Annotated in this window: 19 protein-coding genes and 1 riboswitch; of the genes, 5 read left to right on the top strand and 14 right to left on the bottom strand. The window is 71.0% G+C overall.

Features of this window, described 5'->3' with window-relative positions; translation table 11 throughout:
- Window positions 1-180: 180 nt before the first annotated feature.
- Entirely contained in the window at window positions 181-1,107 is a 927-nt protein-coding gene (gene argF, locus FNF32_RS02780; RefSeq protein ID WP_131674476.1) for an ornithine carbamoyltransferase, read from the top strand.
- A 73-nt stretch (window positions 1,108-1,180) separates the two neighbouring features.
- Complete coding sequence (locus FNF32_RS02775) at window positions 1,181-1,528, top strand: cupin domain-containing protein (protein ID WP_131674477.1); 348 nt, start codon at window positions 1,181-1,183, stop codon at window positions 1,526-1,528.
- 4 nt (window positions 1,529-1,532) lie between these two features.
- Here FNF32_RS02775 and FNF32_RS02770 read toward each other — a convergent pair whose 3' ends face one another.
- Genes FNF32_RS02770 through FNF32_RS02760 form a run of 3 tightly spaced genes read right to left on the bottom strand, consistent with a single transcriptional unit; the run spans window position 1,533 to window position 3,902 of the window.
- A complete protein-coding gene (locus FNF32_RS02770; protein ID WP_131674478.1) occupies window positions 1,533-2,645 on the bottom strand; it encodes a CaiB/BaiF CoA transferase family protein in 1,113 nt (370 codons plus the stop codon).
- Between the two features lie 10 nt (window positions 2,646-2,655).
- On the bottom strand, window positions 2,656-3,324 hold the full coding sequence (locus FNF32_RS02765; RefSeq protein ID WP_131674479.1) for a DsbA family protein: 669 nt from the start codon (window positions 3,322-3,324) through the stop codon (window positions 2,656-2,658).
- Entirely contained in the window at window positions 3,321-3,902 is a 582-nt protein-coding gene (locus FNF32_RS02760) for a DUF721 domain-containing protein (RefSeq protein WP_246087648.1), read from the bottom strand. Before FNF32_RS02760 ends, FNF32_RS02765 begins: the two co-directional genes overlap by 4 nt.
- A gap of 138 nt (window positions 3,903-4,040) precedes the next feature.
- Here FNF32_RS02760 and mutY point away from each other — a divergent pair, with 138 nt between their 5' ends.
- A complete protein-coding gene (gene mutY, locus FNF32_RS02755) occupies window positions 4,041-5,081 on the top strand; it encodes an A/G-specific adenine glycosylase (protein ID WP_246087647.1) in 1,041 nt (346 codons plus the stop codon).
- Between the two features lie 2 nt (window positions 5,082-5,083).
- Here the strand turns inward: mutY and lpxK are convergent, their stop codons facing one another.
- The 11 genes from lpxK to fabI form a co-directional block, all read right to left on the bottom strand.
- Window positions 5,084-6,070 carry a tetraacyldisaccharide 4'-kinase gene (gene lpxK / locus FNF32_RS02750; RefSeq protein ID WP_246087646.1) on the bottom strand — a complete coding sequence of 329 codons (987 nt, stop codon included), beginning with the start codon at window positions 6,068-6,070 and terminating at the stop codon, window positions 5,084-5,086.
- Window positions 6,067-7,302, bottom strand: a complete 1,236-nt coding sequence (locus FNF32_RS02745) for a 3-deoxy-D-manno-octulosonic acid transferase (protein WP_131674482.1) — start codon at window positions 7,300-7,302, stop codon at window positions 6,067-6,069. The genes lpxK and FNF32_RS02745 overlap by 4 nt, the downstream gene beginning before the upstream one ends.
- A gap of 22 nt (window positions 7,303-7,324) precedes the next feature.
- Window positions 7,325-7,573, bottom strand: a complete 249-nt coding sequence (locus FNF32_RS02740; RefSeq protein WP_131674483.1) for a DUF4170 domain-containing protein — start codon at window positions 7,571-7,573, stop codon at window positions 7,325-7,327.
- 53 nt (window positions 7,574-7,626) lie between these two features.
- Window positions 7,627-8,403, bottom strand: a complete 777-nt coding sequence (locus tag FNF32_RS02735) for an ABC transporter ATP-binding protein (protein WP_131674484.1) — start codon at window positions 8,401-8,403, stop codon at window positions 7,627-7,629.
- Window positions 8,400-9,434, bottom strand: coding sequence for a FecCD family ABC transporter permease (locus FNF32_RS02730; protein WP_185961843.1), 1,035 nt, complete (start codon window positions 9,432-9,434; stop codon window positions 8,400-8,402). Before FNF32_RS02730 ends, FNF32_RS02735 begins: the two co-directional genes overlap by 4 nt.
- Window positions 9,431-10,315, bottom strand: coding sequence for an ABC transporter substrate-binding protein (locus FNF32_RS02725; protein ID WP_246087645.1), 885 nt, complete (start codon window positions 10,313-10,315; stop codon window positions 9,431-9,433). The genes FNF32_RS02730 and FNF32_RS02725 overlap by 4 nt, the downstream gene beginning before the upstream one ends.
- 1 nt (window position 10,316) lies before the next feature.
- A complete protein-coding gene (locus FNF32_RS02720; RefSeq protein WP_131674487.1) occupies window positions 10,317-12,272 on the bottom strand; it encodes a TonB-dependent receptor plug domain-containing protein in 1,956 nt (651 codons plus the stop codon).
- 146 nt (window positions 12,273-12,418) lie between these two features.
- Window positions 12,419-12,636, bottom strand: a riboswitch (cobalamin riboswitch).
- A gap of 18 nt (window positions 12,637-12,654) precedes the next feature.
- Window positions 12,655-14,229 (bottom strand): phospholipase D-like domain-containing protein, encoded by a 1,575-nt coding sequence (locus FNF32_RS02715; RefSeq protein ID WP_131674488.1) that lies wholly within the window; start codon window positions 14,227-14,229, stop codon window positions 12,655-12,657.
- A 135-nt stretch (window positions 14,230-14,364) separates the two neighbouring features.
- Window positions 14,365-14,871 (bottom strand): xanthine phosphoribosyltransferase, encoded by a 507-nt coding sequence (gene gpt / locus FNF32_RS02710; protein ID WP_131674501.1) that lies wholly within the window; start codon window positions 14,869-14,871, stop codon window positions 14,365-14,367.
- 40 nt (window positions 14,872-14,911) lie between these two features.
- On the bottom strand, window positions 14,912-15,526 hold the full coding sequence (locus FNF32_RS02705) for a LysE family translocator (RefSeq protein WP_246087644.1): 615 nt from the start codon (window positions 15,524-15,526) through the stop codon (window positions 14,912-14,914).
- Window positions 15,527-15,563: 37 nt separating this feature from the next.
- The gene (gene fabI / locus FNF32_RS02700) at window positions 15,564-16,427 is read right to left on the bottom strand and encodes an enoyl-ACP reductase FabI (RefSeq protein ID WP_143796465.1); all 864 of its coding nucleotides are present in this window, start codon (window positions 16,425-16,427) and stop codon (window positions 15,564-15,566) included.
- Window positions 16,428-16,490: 63 nt separating this feature from the next.
- Between fabI and pdxH the strand changes: the two genes are divergently transcribed.
- Both pdxH and FNF32_RS02690 read left to right on the top strand, forming a co-directional pair.
- A complete protein-coding gene (gene pdxH / locus FNF32_RS02695; RefSeq protein ID WP_131674490.1) occupies window positions 16,491-17,090 on the top strand; it encodes a pyridoxamine 5'-phosphate oxidase in 600 nt (199 codons plus the stop codon).
- A 251-nt stretch (window positions 17,091-17,341) separates the two neighbouring features.
- Entirely contained in the window at window positions 17,342-18,079 is a 738-nt protein-coding gene (locus FNF32_RS02690; RefSeq protein WP_131674491.1) for a cold-shock protein, read from the top strand.
- The last annotated feature ends 8 nt before the right edge of the window (window positions 18,080-18,087 follow it).

Below are 18,087 nucleotides of genomic sequence, written 5' to 3'. Positions count from 1 at the left end.
TGAAGTGCGTCGGTCATGTGTGTCACGCGTCATCCCCCGCCGGCAGACCCTACCGGCCTTGCCGTTTTCCCCGCTGGCGTTCCCGGCTGCGCGGTGGCCGAACGCGCGCAGTGCGCGCATCGACGATAGGCGCCGCCGCCTATCGCCGCCACGCTCCGACGCTGCCTTCAGGAACACCGCATGCAAAGCTTTCTCGACATCCACACCACCTCGAAACAGGATCTGAGGTCCATCATCGACGGCGCCCGCCGCATGAAGGACGCCCGCAACGGGGCCCCCAAGGGCACCCCCGATACCGAGCAGCCGCTGGCGAACCGCATGGTCGCGCTGATCTTCGAGAAACCCTCGACCCGCACCCGCGTCAGCTTCGACCTGGGCGTGCGGCAGATGGGCGGGCAGACGATGGTGCTGTCGGGCAAGGAAATGCAGCTGGGCCACGGCGAGACCATCGCCGACACCGCCCGCGTCATGTCGCGCTATGTCGATCTCATCATGATCCGCACCTTCGAGGAGGCGACGTTGCAGGAGATGGCGGAATACGCCACCGTCCCGGTCATCAACGGCCTGACGAACCGCACCCACCCCTGCCAGATCATGTCCGACGTGATGACGTTCGAGGAACATCGCGGCCCCATCGCCGGCAAGAAGGTGGTCTGGTCCGGCGACGGCAACAACGTCTGCGCCTCGATGATCCATGCCGCCGGTCAGTTCGGCTTCGACTTCACCTTCACCGGCCCGCCGCCGTTGGACCCCGAGGCCGAGTGGCTCGACTTCGCCCGCGCCCAAGGGGTGAACGCCCAGATCGTGCGCGACCCCGCGAAGGCGGTTGAGGGCGCGGACCTGGTCGTCACCGACACCTGGGTCAGCATGCACGATCCGCAGTCGGCCAAGGAACGGCGGCACAATCAGTTGCGCGGCTATCAGGTGAACAGGGCGCTGATGGATCGCGCGCGCCCCGACGCATTGTTCATGCACTGCCTGCCCGCGCACCGCGACGACGAGGTCACGTCCGAGGTGATGGACGGGCCGAACAGCGTGATCTGGGACGAGGCCGAGAACCGCCTTCACGCGCAAAAGGCGGTGATGCGCTGGTGCCTTGGCGTGTGACCGGAGCACCCGGGGGCTGCGCGCCCCCGGACCCGGCGGGATACTTGCGGACAGAAGATGAGGGGGCCGGACGATGAAGATCAATCTTGAGGAAAAGCTCGCCAGCTTCGACGGGCACTGGTCGCCCCGGACGGTTGCGGGCTTCAACGGCCACGACGTGATGGTCGTGAAGGTGAAGGGCGAGTTCAACTGGCACGAACATGCCGACACCGACGACCTCTTCCTGGTGCTGAAGGGACGGCTGACGATCCGGCTGCGCGACGGCGACGTGCATCTGGGACCGGGCGAGCTTTACGTCATTCCGGCCGGGGTCGAACATTGCACCGCCGCGGACGAGGAAACGCACCTGCTGCTGATCGAACCGAAGGGCACGCCCAACACCGGCGATCCGGCGACCGCCGCCGCGCGGACCGAAATCTAGCGGACTACAGGTCGGTCGAGCCCAGCCTTGGCGAGGCGCGGTCCAGCACGAGGTCGGCGTCGGAAAAGCGGATCGGGGTGCGGACGCCGGGGATCCCTTCGGGGTCGATCCGCATGCCGCGGGCGATCACCTGCGGGTCGGCAAAGACGTCAGCCATGTCGTTGATCGGACCGGCCGGCACACCCGCACGTTCCAGCGCGGCGAGCAGGTCGTCGCGCCGCCAGCCGCGCGTCACCGCCGTCAGCGTTTCCGTCAGCCGGTCGCGGTTTGCCACCCGGTCGGCGTTCGTCAGATAATCGGGCGCATCCGCCAGCGCGGGCAGGCCCAGCACCTCGACCAGGCGGCGGTACTGGCCGTCGTTCCCCGACGCGATGATGATCCAGCCGTCGGCGCAGTCGAAGACCGCGTAGGGCACGATGTTCGGATGCGCATTCCCCAGCATCCCCGGCGCGTTGCCGGAAACAAGGTAGTTCATGGCCTGGTTCGCCATCACCGCCGTCGCCACGTCCAGCAGCGCCATGTCGACATGCTGCCCCTGGCCCGTCCGGTCGCGCTGGCGCAGGGCGGCGAGGATTCCCGCCACGCCGTAAAGGCCCGTGAACAGGTCCACGACCGCGACGCCCACCTTTTGCGGCTGGCCCGCAGGATCGCCCGTCACGCTCATCATCCCGGACATGCCCTGGATGATGTAGTCGTAGCCCGCGCGCGCGGCATAGGGGCCGTCCTGCCCGAACCCCGTGACTGAGCAATAGACGAGGCGCGGGTTGACCTGCCGCAGGCTGTCCCAGTCGAGGCCGTATTTCGCAAGCCCGCCGACCTTAAAGTTCTCGATCAGCACGTCCGCGCCCCGCACGAGGTCGCGGACCGCCGCCTGCCCCTGGGGGGTGCGGAAGTCGGCGATCACCGATCGCTTGCCGCGGTTCGCCGCGTGGAAATAGGCGGCCGAGCGGTCGCCGTCGTGGTCCACGAAGGGCGGGCCCCAGCGGCGGGTGTCGTCGCCTTCCGGCGCCTCGACCTTGATGACCTCGGCGCCCAGGTCCGACAGCACCTGCCCGGCCCAGGGACCGGCCAGGATGCGCGCCAGCTCGACGACCTTCAGCCCGGACAGGGGCGCCACGGGCGGGGGCTCAGTTCGTCGCGGGTTGCGATGTCGCGGCGAGCTTTTCGTCGATCTTGGCCTTCAGCTGAGGCCAAGGAGCGTTCGCGACCTTCTCGCCGCCGATGATGAAGGTGGGCGTGCCCTCGACGCCGTCGGCGGTCGCATTCTTCTGGAACGTGGCGACCAGCTGCTCGACCTTGGACTGGTCGGCCCAGCACGCCTCCATCTGCGCGTCCGTGAACCCGGCGGTCGTCCCCAGCTTGCGAAGGTTCGCGGTCAGCTGTTCGCCCGAGTTGGCGTCCAGCCACTGGCGCTGCTTGCCGAACAGCATGTCGGACACGGCATAGTACTTGTCGTCGCCGCCGCAGCGCGCCAGCACCCCGGCCCACAGGCCGATCTGGTCCAGATAGACGTCGCGCTGGATGAACTTGACCTTGCCGGTATCGACATACTCGGCCTTCAGGTCGTCGAAGCTTTCGTCGTGGAAGGCCGCGCAGTGGGGGCAGGTGAAGCTTGCGTATTCGATGACCGTCACGGGGGCGTTCGCGTCGCCAAGGACGATGTCGGGAAGGGTGCTGGGTGCCTGCGCCGTGGCCGCGGGGGCGGGCGCCGGGGTCGCGGTGGACTGGGCGAGGGCCGGGGTCGCGGCAAGCAACGCGACGGCAAGGAAGACGGGGGCGCGGAAGGTCGGGGTCATGGCGTGGCCTTTCGGTCGGTTGCGTCCCGGCGGGACAGGATGTTCAGCGCCAGCCTGCGGATCGCGTCCGCAAGCCGGGGGTCGTCGAAATCATCGGCGATGCGGCCGCATTCCGCCGCCGTCTCGGGCGTGGGCGGACGCGCTTGCGCGGCACCCGCGCCCGTCCCCGTGCCAGACGGGGGCGCGAACACCGCCTGCCCTTCGGCAAAGCCCTGCGGCGCGGTCTGGGTGATCGTCACGCGGGCGACCGCGTTGAAGCCGTAGCAGGCGTTCACCCGGTCGCGGATATGGGGCAGCTGCATCTGCACCAAGGGGGCCTGGGGGCCGGTCGTCAGGATCGTCAGCGTGGCCCCGAACCCCTTGCCGTGCGAGATGCGGACCGGCCGGGTGCAGCGGGCGATATCCTCGCCCACCACCTCGGCCCACTGGGTCAGCAGCCGGGTCATCGCAAAGCCCCGCCCCTCGGCCCCCGCCCGCACGCGGGCCGCGACCAGCGTCGCCGCCGGCTCGAACCCGCGCATCCGCCTGCGCGGCGGGGCGTCGGGTCCGGGCTTGCGGGTCGGGGTGGAACGGGCCATGTCGCCTGCGGTTCGGGTTGCGTCTGGGCTTTGGCCCGGTGCCGGATCGGGCGGCCGGGCGGATCGAAGTCGCGGCCAATCTGGACGCACATGCGCCCGGATGCCAGACCGGCGCGGCCAGCACGGGGGAAAGTTTGCGTGAGAGTTCTGTCAGCCGAAAGCCCCACCCCCTTGCGCGCCGTGGCGCCGTTGCTGCTTGACTGGTACGACCGCCACGCCCGCGACCTTCCGTGGCGCGCCCCGCCCGGCACGCCCGCGATGGACCCCTATCGCGTCTGGCTGTCCGAGATCATGCTGCAGCAGACCACGGTCGCCGCCGTCCGCGACTACTTCCTGCGCTTCACCGGCCGCTGGCCCACGGTCGAGGCGCTGGCGGCGGCCGACGACGCCGAGGTGATGGCCGCATGGGCGGGCCTTGGCTACTATGCCCGCGCGCGGAACCTGCTTGCGACCGCGCGGGCGGTGGCGCGGGCGGGCGGGTTTCCGACGACGCGCGAGGGGTTGCAGGCGCTGCCGGGCGTGGGCCCCTACACCTCGGCCGCGGTCGCGGCGATCGCGTTCGACCGGGCGGAGACGGTGGTGGACGGCAATGTCGAACGGGTCGTGGCGCGGCTGTTCGCGGTCCCGACGCCGCTGCCCGCCGCTAAGCGCGAGCTTGGGACACTGGCGGCCACGCTGACGCCCGCGCAGAGGCCCGGCGATTTCGCGCAGGCGATGATGGACCTTGGCGCGACGATCTGCACGCCGCGCAGTCCCGCCTGCGGCATCTGCCCGCTGGTCGAACCCTGCGCCGCGCGCGCGGCGGGCATCCAGTCCGACCTGCCCCGTCGCAGCCCCAAGGCCGCAAAGCCCGTCCGCACCGGCACCGTCTGGGTGGCGCTGGATGCCGGACGGGTGCTGCTTGAGCGCCGCCCGCCCAAGGGCCTTCTGGGCGGCACGCTCGGCTTTCCGACGACCGGCTGGGACGGGACCGACCTGCCCGCCCCGGTCGCCGCGACATGGCAGGACATGGGCGAGGTGCGCCACGTCTTCACCCATTTCGAGCTGCGGCTGCGTGTCTTGCGGGCCGCGCCCGAACCGGCGGCGGTGCCGGGCCGGGGGGACTGGACGCAACGCTCGGGTTTCGATGCGGGGGCGCTGCCGGGGCTGATGCGGAAGGTGTGGACGCTCGCGCGCTGAGATCAGGCGAAGAGCGCGTCCAGCCGCCGGTCCAGCGCCCCGGTATCGTCGAACTCGAGCCGCACCGGCAGGGTCAGGACCTTGCCCAGAAACTCGGGCGGCAGCCGCGCCGCGTCCTTTTCGGTCGTGACCATCTGCGCGCCCATGAGCCGCGCTTCGGTTTCCAGCCGCGCCAGCAGCCGGGGGGAAAACGGCTGGTGGTCGGCCAGCGCCTCGGCCCGCACGACCTCGGCCCCCTGGGCGGCGAGGGTGGCGAAGAACTTTTCGGGATGACCGATCCCGGCGAAGGCGAGCGCGCGCAGGCCGGTCCAGTCCATCCCGGTCCGCAGCGGCTCGAGCCGGGCGGTCAGCAGCGGCACCGGCAGCGCGGGCCAGCGGGCCGCGAACCGGCGCTGCGCCGCGTCGCCCCCGATGCCGAGGATCAGATCGGCGCGCGCGAGCCCGGCCGACACCGGTTCGCGCAGCGGCCCCGCCGGCAGGCAGCGCCCGTTGCCCCAGCCCTTCGCCGCATCGACCACGACGATGGCCAGATCGTGCGCCAGCGCCGGGTCCTGGAACCCGTCGTCAAGGATCACGGCCCGCGCGCCCCCCGCGACCGCCGCCCGCGCGCCCGCGACCCGGTCGTCCGCCACCCAGACCGGGCCGAAGGCCGCCATCAGCCGCGGCTCGTCGCCCACGCGATCGGCCGGGTGGCGCTGCGGATCGACGAGCAGCGGCCCCGTCTCGGTCCCGCCGTGCCCCCGGCTCACGACATGGGCTGCGACGCCGCGCGCGGCCAGCCGCTGCACCAGCGCGATGACCGTGGGCGTCTTGCCCGTTCCGCCGGCGTTCAGGTTGCCCGCGCAGATCACCGGCACGCCGACGCGCGCGCGGCCGCCGCGCCGCAGCCGCCGCGCGGTCGCGGCCGCGTAGATTGCGCCAAGGGGCGACAGCGCCGCCGACAGCACGCCGGGCTCGCGGTTCCAGAAGTCCGGGGCGCGGCCGGTCACGGCCCGCCCCATCCGCTGCCGCCATCACCGCCACTGTCACCGTCGCCGTCGATGTCCGACAGGATCACCGTCGCGACCCGGGTCGCGACGGCGGCGCCGCTCGTCTCGACCCCCCAGGCGGCTTGCGCCATCCGCGCCGCCACATCCGGCGCGGTCAGGTCCGAGGCGGCGGCCGCCAGCGTCGCCGCCGAATCGATCTTGCGTGCCGCCCCCGCCGCGCCGAGCTGGCGCCATTCGGTGACGTGGGCCGACATGTCGGGGCCGTGGATGATCGCCGACCCCAGCGCCGCGGGCTCGAACGGGTGGCGGGGCGGGACGCCCGCCTCGGGCGACAGCGTGCCGCCGAGCCACGTCACCGACGCAAGGCGATACCACAGGCCAAGCTCGGTCTGGTCCTCGGCCACCAGCACCTGCATGTCGGCCGTCGGCTCGTCGTCCAGCGCGCGGCGCGCGACGGTGAGGCCGGATGCCTCCAGCGCGGCGGCTAGCGCGGGTTCATCCGCGGGCCGCGCCGGCGCCACGATCAGAAGCGAGCGGTGACGATAGCTCAGCACCGCCTGATGCGCGTCGATGACCGCGTCCAGTTCTGCCAGCGGCACGCCCGCCGCCAGCCAGACGTGACGGTTGCGAAGCTGCGCCTGAAGCGCGGCGTATTCTCGGCTGTTGCAGGGCAGGACGCGGCGGATCGGGGTCAGCTGGCCCGTGACCTCGATCCGGGCCGGGGCCACGCCTTGGCGCAGCGCCTCGATCCGGGACGCGGTGTCGGGAACCAGCAGGCGCGAGACCCGGCTGAGCGCGCCGCGCGACATGTTGGCGCGCCACCACGGATCGTTCGCGCGCTGCAGCGGCCCCGACTGGATTAGCGTGACCGGCACCCCTGCCTCGTCGGCCGCCGCCAGAAGCGCGCGCGGCAGGTCCGCATCCAGGAGCACGATCGCGGCGGGCGCGGCCTGCGCGATCAGCGCTCGCGCCGCGCCGCCATCCGACGGAACCCGCGCGGTGACCTGCACCAGCTCGGGCAGGTCGGCCCCCGCGACCGGCCCCACCGTCCCCATCCGCAGGTCCTTCCTGCGCGCGGCCAGCGCGGCGGCGACCGGACCGGCGGCGCTGCCGCCCCCGTGCAGCAGGATCAGCGGCCCGTCGCCCAGCGGCAGCGACGGCGCCTGCGCCGTGCCCTCGCCCGGCTGCGGGCGCAGCCGCCGCCACAGCGCGAGTTCCGAGATCACGGACATGCGGCGACGCCCATCCGGGTGGTCAGGCGCGCAGCTCGCCCGTCGGGCTTTCCGCGAGCTTTTCGTCGTAGAGGCGGTGCAGGTGGGCGATGAAATAGCGGGTCTGGGCGCTGTCCACGGTGCGCTGCGCGTTCGCCTTCCACGCGGCGAAAGCCGAGGCGTAGTCCGGGAACACGCCGACCACGTGGATGGCCGAGGGGTCGGCGAATTCTTGGCTGTCGGTGTCGATCAACTCGCCGCCGAAGACCAGATGCAGGCGCTGCTGGGTCATGGGTCATCCCTTCTGTCTCGCTTGGCCGCTTGCTAGCCGAAGGGCCGGCGAAACTAAAGGCCGTTCGCCGGGTCGGGGGTGGGCATCGGGCGGGGCGGCAGGGTCACGAACACCGGCCCCGCCGGGCTGTCCAGAAAGGCGCCCGACACGCCGAAGCTGCCCTGCAGGTTGCCGGGCGTCAGCACCGCCTTGGGCGGGCCGTCGGCGACCACCCGGCCCCGGTCCATCAGCACCAGCCGGTCGCACCAGCGCGCCGCCATGCCAAGGTCGTGCATCGACGCCACCACCGCCCGGCCCTGCCCCGCCAGCCTGGCGAGCAGTTGCATGACCGCCATCTCGTGCGCGGGATCAAGCCCCGCCTCGGGTTCGTCCGCGAGGATCAGGGGCGTGTCCTGCGCGATCAGCCTGGCGATGAGGGCGCGGGCAAGCTCGCCCCCCGACAGGGCGGTGGCGGGTCGGCGGGCGAGATGGGTCAGGTCCATCCGCGACAGCGCGTCCGCTACGGCGGCGGCGTCCTCGCGCCGGTCGGGATGGGCGCGGCGGCCAAGGCGCACCAGCGTTTCCACCGCGATCGGCCAGGCCACGTCGCGGGCCTGCGGCAGATAGGCCGCGCGGCGCGCGCGCGCCCCGGGGTCGAGCGCGGCGAGGTCGCTTTGCCCTTCGGCCGGGATCAGGCCCAGTGCGGCGCGCAGAAGCGTGGTCTTGCCAGCGCCGTTCGGGCCGATCAGCCCGACGAAGCTGCCGGGCATCACGCGCAGCGACACGTCACTCACGACGGCCACGCCGCCCCGCCGCACCGTCAACCGGTCGAGTGTCAGCGCGGGCTTCATGCGCCGTGCCGGATGCGGTGGATCAGGTGCAGGAACACGGGCGTGCCGACCAGCGCCATCATCACGCCCAGCTTGAGGTCACGTTCGGGCAGGATCAGGCGCACGGCGATATCCGCCGCCAGCACCAGCGCCGCGCCCCCAAGCGCCGATGCCGGCAGCAGCCGCGAGGGTACGCCCCCCACCGCCCCGCGCAGCAGGTGCGGCACGACCAGCCCCACGAACCCGATCGCGCCCGCCACCGCCGTCGTCGCCCCCACCGCCGCGGCGATCCCCAGGACCGTGAGCAGGCGCAGCCGGGGCAGGTTCACCCCCAGCGAGGCAGCGGCTTCTTCCCCCAGCGTCAGCGCGTCGAGGTCGCGCGCGGTCCGGGCCAGCAGGACCCAGCCCACGGCCATCACCGGCAGCGCGGTCCAGACCTCGATCCAGCTTCGGTCGGCAAGTGATCCCATCATCCAGAACACGATCTCGCTTGCGGCAAAGGGATTCGGCGACAGGTTGAGAACCAGCGAGGTGAGCGCGCCGGCGAATGCCGACACCGCGATCCCGGCGAGGATCAGGCCGAAGCCGCCGCCCCGGCCCGCGTCCAGCGCGTCGCCGCTGCGGGCGGACAGGCCCAGGATCAGCGCCACCGCCACCAGCGCGCCGGCGAACCCCGACAACGGCAAGGCAAGCGCGCCGGTGGCCGCGATCCCGGTCTGGATCGCCAGCACCGCCCCCAGCCCGGCCGAGGCCGACACCCCGATCAGCCCCGGCTCAGCCAGAGGGTTCCTGAGGAACCCCTGGATCGCCGCCCCGGCGAGGCCGAGGCTCGCCCCCGCGAGGACGCCCAGGACGGCGCGGGGCAGCCTGATCTCGCGCATGACCAGCGTCAGCGGGCCGCCATCGCCGCGAAACAGCGCAACAAGGCTCGCGCGAGCGCCTGCGTCTGCCGGGCCGGTCAGGACCGAGGCCGCGAACAACACGGCGCAAAGGACCGCCAGCGCGGGCAGCAGCGCGCGGCCGGTCACGGGTCCGGTCACGGGGCGGCTCACGGGATCGGGCCTTTCGCCGCCGCATCCGGGGGCAAGCGGCCGGACCCGCGTTCCAGCCCTTCGCGCGCATTCTTCAGGTCGCGGGCGGCGGCAAGCACCTGCGGCAGGCCGCAGATCCATTCGCGGTCGTCCACCTCGATCCGGGCGGCGCGGGACCGGGCGAGCGCGGGGTGGCGCACGACGTCGTCGGCGCGGGCGGGGGCGCCGTCGGGTGGGCCGGTCACCACCGCGTCGGGATCCGTCATCAGAAGGGATTCCAGCGGGATCGACGCGCCGAAGCGCATTCCCAGCCGTTCGGCCACAAGGTCGAACCCCGCCGCGCGCAGCACGTCCGCCGACAGCGTTTCCGTGCCCGTCATGTAGCCGTTCGCGGCCCACGTGGCCGCCAGCGGCCCCGCCCCGCCCTGCGCCCGCAGCGCCGCAAGGTCGCCGCGAAAGCGGGCGGCCATGTCGTGGGCCTCGGCCTCGCGCCCCAGCGCCTGGCCCATCTGCAGGATCGACCGGGTCACCCCGTCCAGCGACGTCTCTGGCTCGAACGTCGCCACCGGCACGCCCAGGCGCCGCAGCATCGACAGGGTCGCGGGCGTGGTGAAGCTGCTCGCCAGCACCAGGTCCGGGCGTAGCAGATAGATTTCCTCGGCCCGGCCGTGATTGGCCGGGAACGCCGCCGCGCGGTCGGCCATCAGCGAGGTGCGCGGGTCCTGCGCCAGCGACGACACCGAGACAAGCTGCCCCGGCGCCGCCAGCGTCATCGCAAGCTGGTCGGTGCAAAGGTTGATCGACACCACCCGCAAGGGCGCGGTCCCCACCTCGGCCGCGGCGCCCGTGAGAACGAGCGCGGCGACCGCCGCGAGAGCCGTGGGGGCCCTGCGGATCAGCACCTCACCACCGCGATTCGAGCCCGATCCAGCCGGTGCGGTCCTGGTTCGCGTAGCCCCAGGTGGTGGCATATTCCCGGTCGAACAGGTTCTCGACCCGCGCGGTGATCCGGGCGCGGTCGTTCAGGTCGTAGCTGCCAGCGACGTTGACGACCGTGTAGTCGGGCAGTTCCGACACGTAGCCGGTGCCGAAGAAGGTCTGGTCGTAGGTGTCGCGGACGTGCAGCACGTTGCCCGACAGGGTGGCGCGCCCGTCCAGCAGCCGCGCGGTAGCGTTCAGCGCCAGCTTGTGCTGCGGGCGGCGCTGTTCGACCGTGCCGTCGGCGTTGAACGCCTCGAGATAGGTGTAGTTCGCGCCCAGCGACACGGCGTCGGTCACGTCGTAGCTGCCCGCGATCTCGACCCCTTCGCGGTCGCTGGTCCCGCGCTCATTGAAGAAGTTGGTCCCGTCGGCGAGCGGCGCGCCCGAAAAGGTGATCTCGTTTTCCAGCCGCTCGTTGAAATAGGTCAGGTCGATCCTGCCGCGGCCGCCCGCCAGCGTCGCCTCGGCGCCCAGGTCGAAGCTGCGGTTTTCCTCGGGTTCAAGGTCGGGGTTGCCGACATAGCCGAACCCGCCCAGCAGCTCGAAATAATCGGGGTTGACGGTGCCCGTCCCGGCCGAGGCGTGCAGCCGCCACGGCGTCCCCTCGACCCGCCACGACCCGGCGAGCGCGTAGCTGGTCTTGGACCCGAACACGTCGTTGTCGTCGTGGCGCAGGCCGAACTGCATGTCCACGCCGTTCGCCAGCGCCGCGCGGTATTCGATCGCGGCCGAGGTGTTGCGCCGCTCGTTGTCGGACGACAGGCTGTTTTCGTCCTTCCGGCGGTCCAGCGCGAAGGCGAGCGTCTGCGTCGCGTCGGCCGCCGTCCCGTCGATCCCGACGACGGCGCGCCAGCGCAGCGCGCGGGTCTTGGCGCGGGTCTCGTCGCCGCCGTTCTGGCTGAGGTCGAGCCGGGTTTCCTGCCAGCTGAGCCGGCTGACCACGCGCCCGTCGAAGGTGGTCGCTTCGGCGAAGATTTCGGCGCCGAGTTCGTCGCGGTCGCTGTAGTCGTCGCTGTCCACGACGTATTCGGCGGCGTTCGCAGCCGGAAAGGCGTTCGCGTCATAGTTGAAATGCTCGTCCGCGCGCCGGACGCTGAAGCCGAGCCTCGCGTCCGGGGTCAGGTTCAGATCGCCCGACAGTGTGGCGGTGTTGCGGCGGATCGAATCTTCCTCGCCGCCGTCGCCCGACACGTCGTAGCCCCGGTCATGGCGCGCCGACCCGCTGAACGACAGCCGCCCGCGTTCGCCCGAGATGCCGGTGGACAGCCAGCTAGCTGCGCCGTTCCCGACCTCGAACCCGGCGCGGGTGCCCTGTTCCCGGCGCTCGGTGATGATGTTGATGACGCCCGCCGCGGCGCTTGCGCCATAGAACACCGACTGCGGGCCGCGCAGCACCTCGATCCGTTCGACGTTGGCGGTGTCGAGGCCGGTCAGGATGTACTGCCCGTCGCCCGCGCTCGCCTCGATCCCGTCGATCAGGATCATGGTGTTGTTCGCCTCGGCCCCGCGCGTGCGGATCTCGGTGAAACCGGGGCCCGATGTGGTGATGGCGAGGCTTGGCACGGTGCGAAGCGCGTCCACGACCGACAGGATCCCGCGCTCGCGCAGGTCCTCGCCGTCGAGCGTCGTGGAGGCGCGGCCGTAGGACAACGCCTCGAGCGGCGAGAAGCCGGCGGAGATGACGATCGGATCCAGCGTGATGCCGGGCGCGGGCGCGACCTGCGCCACGTCGGACTGGGTGGACGCCGCGATCTGTCCGGCGTCCTGGGCCAGCGCGGCTGCGGGCAGGGCGACGCCGATCATCAGGGCGGTCCGCGCGAGGCGGGTCAGGCGGAAGCGGACGTCATGGGCGGCGGGTGTAAGCGTGCGGGAATCCATGTCCCTGTCCTTGCGATGCGTGGCGGGAACGGCCCGCCTGTTGGCCTTGGTCCGGGGATCGCGCGCGTCGGGTAGAGCGTGGCGTGCCCGCAGACAGTGAAGTCACCGCTGCGGCATGCCGCTTCCTCGGCGCGCCCCGCGCCGTCGGAAAGGGTGGTGTCCAAGCAGGTCTCCTGGCTGGCGGATCAGCGCGGCGCCGGCCTTCCCAGGGTGAGCGCGCGGCGCCGATCCCCAGTGGCATGTCGACGCCGCTCACCGCTTACAGTTGCGGGGGCAGCCGCGGATCGGGCCGGACGGGCGTCCAGCCGTTACGCGTTCCCTTTTCATCCGGCGTGTGCCGGAAACTCGGACGATTTCTCTTATCTGCCGGGATGACGGCCGGTCAACGGCCGTCGTGATCGCGGCCCGGATCGCGCGGCGGGGTGTGGCTTTCGGCCCGGGTGCGGGCGCCGCCGCGTGTCCGGCGACGCCACGTGATCAGCCCGGCGCCCAGGGCCAGCACGCCCGCGCCGATCATCAGGTGACGGCCGGTGACGCCCGACCGGCCGTCCGCGTCCGGGTGGTAGCGCGGATCGAAGATGTGCGTATCCGCCAGCCAGCGACCCCAGAACCCCTCGCGCCGGCGCGGCACCCGGCGCAGCCTGCGGTGGGTCATGTGGTTGAGCGCCCGCACCGCCCCGACAAGGCCGCGGCGTTCGATGGCGCGGGCCACCCGGTCCGGGTCGCGCCCCATGTGCTCGGCCAGAAGCGAGGCGCGGATGCGGCGGATCGCGGCCCGGTGTTCGTCGTTCGCGGCGATCAGGGTCACGTCCGCCTCGCTGTCGAAGCCCATCGAGCGGCGGTTGAGGTTGCTCGATCCCACCCGCAGCATGGTGTCGTCCACGATCATCAGCTTGGCGTGGACATAGATCGGTTCGGACGCGGCGTTGACCGGGTAAAGGATGCGGAAGCGACGGTGGGGGTCGCGGCGCGACATCTCGCGCAGGATGCGGCTGCGCGGGACGTGCATCGCCAGATCCTCGACCGCGCCCTGCGCCGCGCGCGGGTTGATGACGACCACGTCCGGCCCGTCCGGCTCAGCCAGCCGGGCGGCGATCGCGTCGGCGATGCCGGGGGCCGAGAAATACTGCGATTCAAGGTAGATGCTGCGACGGGCCGAGGCGATCGCGTCAAGATACATCGTCTCGATCTCGACCACCGCGGGCGCGTCGCCGGTGGGCGGCTCGGTCCGCGACAGGGCGATCTCGACGTCGCGCAGGTCAGGCTCGACCTCGGCCGGCCACATGTCGCGGGTGTCGGCCAGGGGCGCGGGCAGGTCCTCGTCGGTGGCGCGCAGCCAGCGGGCGCGGGCGAGATCGGCGGTCACGCGCACGGCGGGGCCGTCGAACATGGCGGCCGCGTCGTGCCAGGGCTGCGCGATCTCACCCGATTTCAGCGCCCGGCAGGGATCGCCCGGGCGATGGTCGCGCGTGTCCCAGCGCCCGTCGGTCACGTCGATGCCGCCGCAGAACGCGAGCGAATCGTCCACCACCACGATCTTCTGGTGATGGCACGCGCCGACCGGATGGCGGCCGTCGAAACCCAGGTGGATCTGCCCGGGGCTAAGCCACTTGACGCGCAGTCCCGGAATGATCCGGGCCGGCGCGATCAGGACCCCGCCGCTCCATTTCAAAAGATAGATGTCGAGCCGGGGGGCGCGGTCCACCAGCGCCTCGAGGAACGGGCCGACCCGGTTCGGCAGACCGTCGGGGGCAAGCCCCCCGGCATCGCTTTGCCCCGGCAGCATCTCGATCTCGAAGTCGAAATCCCAGCCGATCATCAGCACCTGGTCGCGGGCCTCGATCATCGCCCGGCGAAGCGCCACGAAATAATCCTGCGCGTCGATGATCAGGGAAAAACGGTCGGCCCGCGCGTGGCGCCAGCAGTTGCGCCCGGGCGCGAATGTCAGGTCTGTCATGTCGGTCCGTGCGTGGCGGGTCGGCGGCTGGCAGGCGGCGGCGGGCGGGGCGACGGCAGTCCCCCGCCGCATCACTCGCCAACGCGGCCGCAGGGCGGACGTTCCGACCGCCCGGAACGCGAGCGCGTGATCGGCTCAGTCGCTGCCGCGGTAGGGCTCGACATATTGCAGGGCAAGATCCCACGGAAAGAAGATCCACGTGTCCTGGCTGACCTCGGTGATGTAGGTCTGCACCATCGGCTGGCCCTTGGGCTTGGCGTAGACGGTCGCGAAATGCGCCTTGGGATAAAGCTTGCGGACCAGTTCCAGCGTGCGCCCGCTGTCCACCAGGTCGTCCACGATCAGCACGCCCTCGCCGTCGCCCATCAGCCCCGCGTCGGGCGATTTCAGGACCACCATCTCGCCCTGCTCGCCCTTGAGATAGGACTTGACGCTGATCGTGTCGACGATGCGGATGTCGAGCTCGCGCGCCACTATCATCGCGGGCACCATGCCGCCGCGGGTGATCGCCACGACCGCGCGCCAGTCGCCGCCCCCCTCGGGCTGGGTGTCCTGCAGCCGCCACGCCAGCGCCCGCGCGTCGCGGTGCAGCTGGTCCCAGCTGACATGGAAGCCCCGCTCGTGCGGCAGGCGGTCGGTCATGGTGGTGCGGGCCATCGGGGTCCTCGGGATCTGGAATGGGTCAGTGACGGATCATCAGCGACAGCCCTAGCACGCCGATCAGCCCGCCCGCGACCCTGTCGATCCAGACCCGCGCCACGGCGTAGCCCCGGCGCATCGGCCCGGTCGCCATCAGGAAGGTCACGACCGCGTAGAACGTGACCTCGACCGACAGCGCGACGGCATAGATCATGCCCGCCGCCGGACCGTGCAGCGTGGGAAAGATCGACATGATGAGGCCCGCGTAGAACAGCGCGGGCTTGGGGTTCGACAGGTTCAGCGCAAGGCCCTGAAGAAAGCCCGGCCCGGTCACCGTCTCGCCGTCCATCGCCAGCGGATCGGCGGCGTGGCGCACCATCTTCCACGCGATCCAGACCAGATAGGCGCCGCCCGCGACCTTGAGGATGGTGAAAAGCCCCGGAAGCCGCTCGAACACCAGGGTCAGCCCGAAGAGCGCCACCGCGCACCAGACAGAGGCGCCGAACGCCAGTCCCATTGCATAGGGCATCGACGCGTTGCGCCCGCGCGACGCGGCCGAACGGCTGGCAGCGATGATGGCGGGACCGGGCGACAGGATCGCGACCGCCAGCGTTCCGACAAAGACCGCAAGCTGCGCGGCGGTGATCGCAGGCGTCACCGGCCGGTCCCCGCGCCGGGGTGGCCCGCCTGCGTCGTCACTCGGCCGCCTCGCGGTTCACGGCGGCGTCGATGTCTGGCGCGTCCACGGCCTTCATGCCGACGACATGATAGCCCGAGTCGACGTGATGGGTTTCGCCCGTGACGCCCGCGCCGAGGTCGGACAGCAGGTACAGGGCCGAGTTCCCCACGTCCTCGATCGTCGTGTTGCGGCGCAGGGGCGAGTTCAGCTCGTTCCATTTTAGGATATAGCGGAAGTCGCCGATCCCCGACGCCGCAAGCGTCTTGATCGGCCCGGCGCTGATCGCGTTCACGCGGATGCGGTCCTTGCCCAGATCCTCGGCCAGATAGCGCACCGACGCCTCGAGCGCGGCCTTGGCCACGCCCATGACGTTGTAGTGCGGCATCACCCGCTCGGCCCCGTAATAGGTCAGCGTCACCAGGCTGCCGCCATCGGGCATCATCGCCGCCGCCCGCCGCGTGATCGCGGTGAACGAATAGACCGATATGTCCATCGTCATCAGGAAATTGTCGCGGCTGGTGTCGGCATAGCGGCCGCGCAGTTCCTCCTTGTCGGAAAAGCCGATCGCGTGGACGACGAAGTCGAGCGTGCCCCATTCCTGTTCCAGCGCCGCGAACAGGTCGTCCACCGACTGCATGTCGCCCACGTCGCACGGAACGACCAGCGACGAGCCGAGCTGCTGGGCCAGCGGCACGACGCGCTTCTTCAGCGCCTCGCCCTGATACGAGAAGGCGAGTTCCGCCCCGGCGCCCGCCAGCGCCCGGGCGATGCCCCAAGCGATCGACTTGTCGTTGGCCAGCCCCATGATGAGCCCGCGCTTGCCCGACATCAGCCCGGCCGTGGCCTTGTTCACCTGCGTCCCGGCGGCATCGCTTGACATGGCAGTTTCCCCGCGTTCTCAACCCTTGGTGAGGATTAGGCCAAAGCCGAAGGGGCATCAAGCATGAGCGACCGCAGCGGAATATTCGCAGGCGACGACCCCTTTGCGCTGGCCCGCGCGTGGCTGGCCGAGGCCACGGCGACCGAGCCGAACGATCCCAACGCCGTGGCGCTGGCCACCGTCGATGCGGACGGGATGCCCGACGTGCGGACGGTGCTTCTGAAGGATATCGAGGATGCGGGCTTCGTGTTCTACACCAACTACGACAGCGCCAAGGGCACCCAGATCGCCGCGACCGGAAAGGCCGCGTTCGTGATGCACTGGAAATCGCTGCGCCGGCAGGTCCGCGTGCGCGGCACCGTCACGCGCGAAGACGGGCCGCAGGCCGACGCCTACTATCGCAGCAGGGCGCTGCAATCGCGGATCGGCGCGTGGGCCAGCCGGCAAAGCCGGCCATTGGGGGACCGGCAGGCGCTGCTGGATGCGGTCGCCAGGACCGAGGCCGAGCAGGGGACCGATCCCGCGCGACCGCCCTTCTGGGGCGGCTTCCGCATCGCCCCGACCCAGATCGAGTTTTGGGCGGACGGCGCGTTCCGGCTGCACGACCGCTTCCGCTGGATCCGCACCGACGCCGGCTGGGACGTGATCCGGCTCAACCCCTGATTCGCGCCGACCCGCGACCGCCACGCGTCCGGCCGATCGCCGGTCACGAATGCGTGCCTGCATTTTGGGCAGACAATTGAGCCGGTCACGTTCGACCGGCGATTAGTCGCCTAATTCATGAAATAGTCACACAACTTGTGGCAGAGTGGCGTCAGGTAAACTAGTCTTACCCAGCAGGTGACTTGATCCGTTTCGGGTTTAGGTTCATCAGATGCCGTCAGTCCAAAAAGCATGCAGGGTGGTAGGTCAGGGTGCAGGAAGAAGCGTCGGAACACGCGCAGCGCGTGTCCGGTTACGTCAAGTGGTTCGATGCGAACCGCGGATTTGGCTTTCTCGTTGACGATGCGGGCGGGGCGGATGTCCTGATCCACGGCAATGTCCTGCGCAAGTTCGGCCAGGGTTCGGTGGCCGAGGGCACCCGGATCATCGTCGATGCCATCAGCGCGGATCGCGGGCGTCAGGCCGCCCGGATCGTCAGTATCGACACCGCCGCCGAGGTCACGACCGCACCCATCGCCGATCTGTGCAACATCTCGCACGACGAGCTGATGTGCCTGCCGGCGCTCGCCGCGCGCGTGAAGTGGTTCGATCGCGCCAAGGGGTTCGGCTTCGCCAACATCTTCGGCCGCCGCGACGACGTGTTCCTGCATATCGAGGTGGTGCGCCATTCGGGCTTTGCCGACCTCGCGCAGGGCGAGGCGGTGGGGATGCGGGTGGTCGAGGGGCGTCGCGGGCTCATGGCTGCGCAGCTGTTCAGCTGGGACCGGGCGGGTGACGAGGCGTCGGTGGACAGCTTTGTGGCCGAACCCCTGCTGCCGCACGTGCGCCGGCCGGATTCGCTGCTGGGCGACGACTTCGACGACCTGAACCTGCCCGACCACTGGAACCGCCGCGCGAGCGATCGCCTGAGCGATCAATCGCACGAGGAAAGCCAGGTCGGCGCCCAGGTGATGGCCCCCTTCCCCTATCCCCAGCTCGTCCGCCGGTAAGCCCGGAT

Origin of the sequence: Paracoccus marinus (genome assembly GCF_007018965.1) — a bacterium.
GTDB classification, from domain to species: Bacteria; Pseudomonadota; Alphaproteobacteria; order Rhodobacterales; family Rhodobacteraceae; genus Paracoccus; species Paracoccus marinus.
Note: the sequence above shows the minus strand (reverse complement) of the source record. Positions and strands in the feature narration are given on the sequence as shown.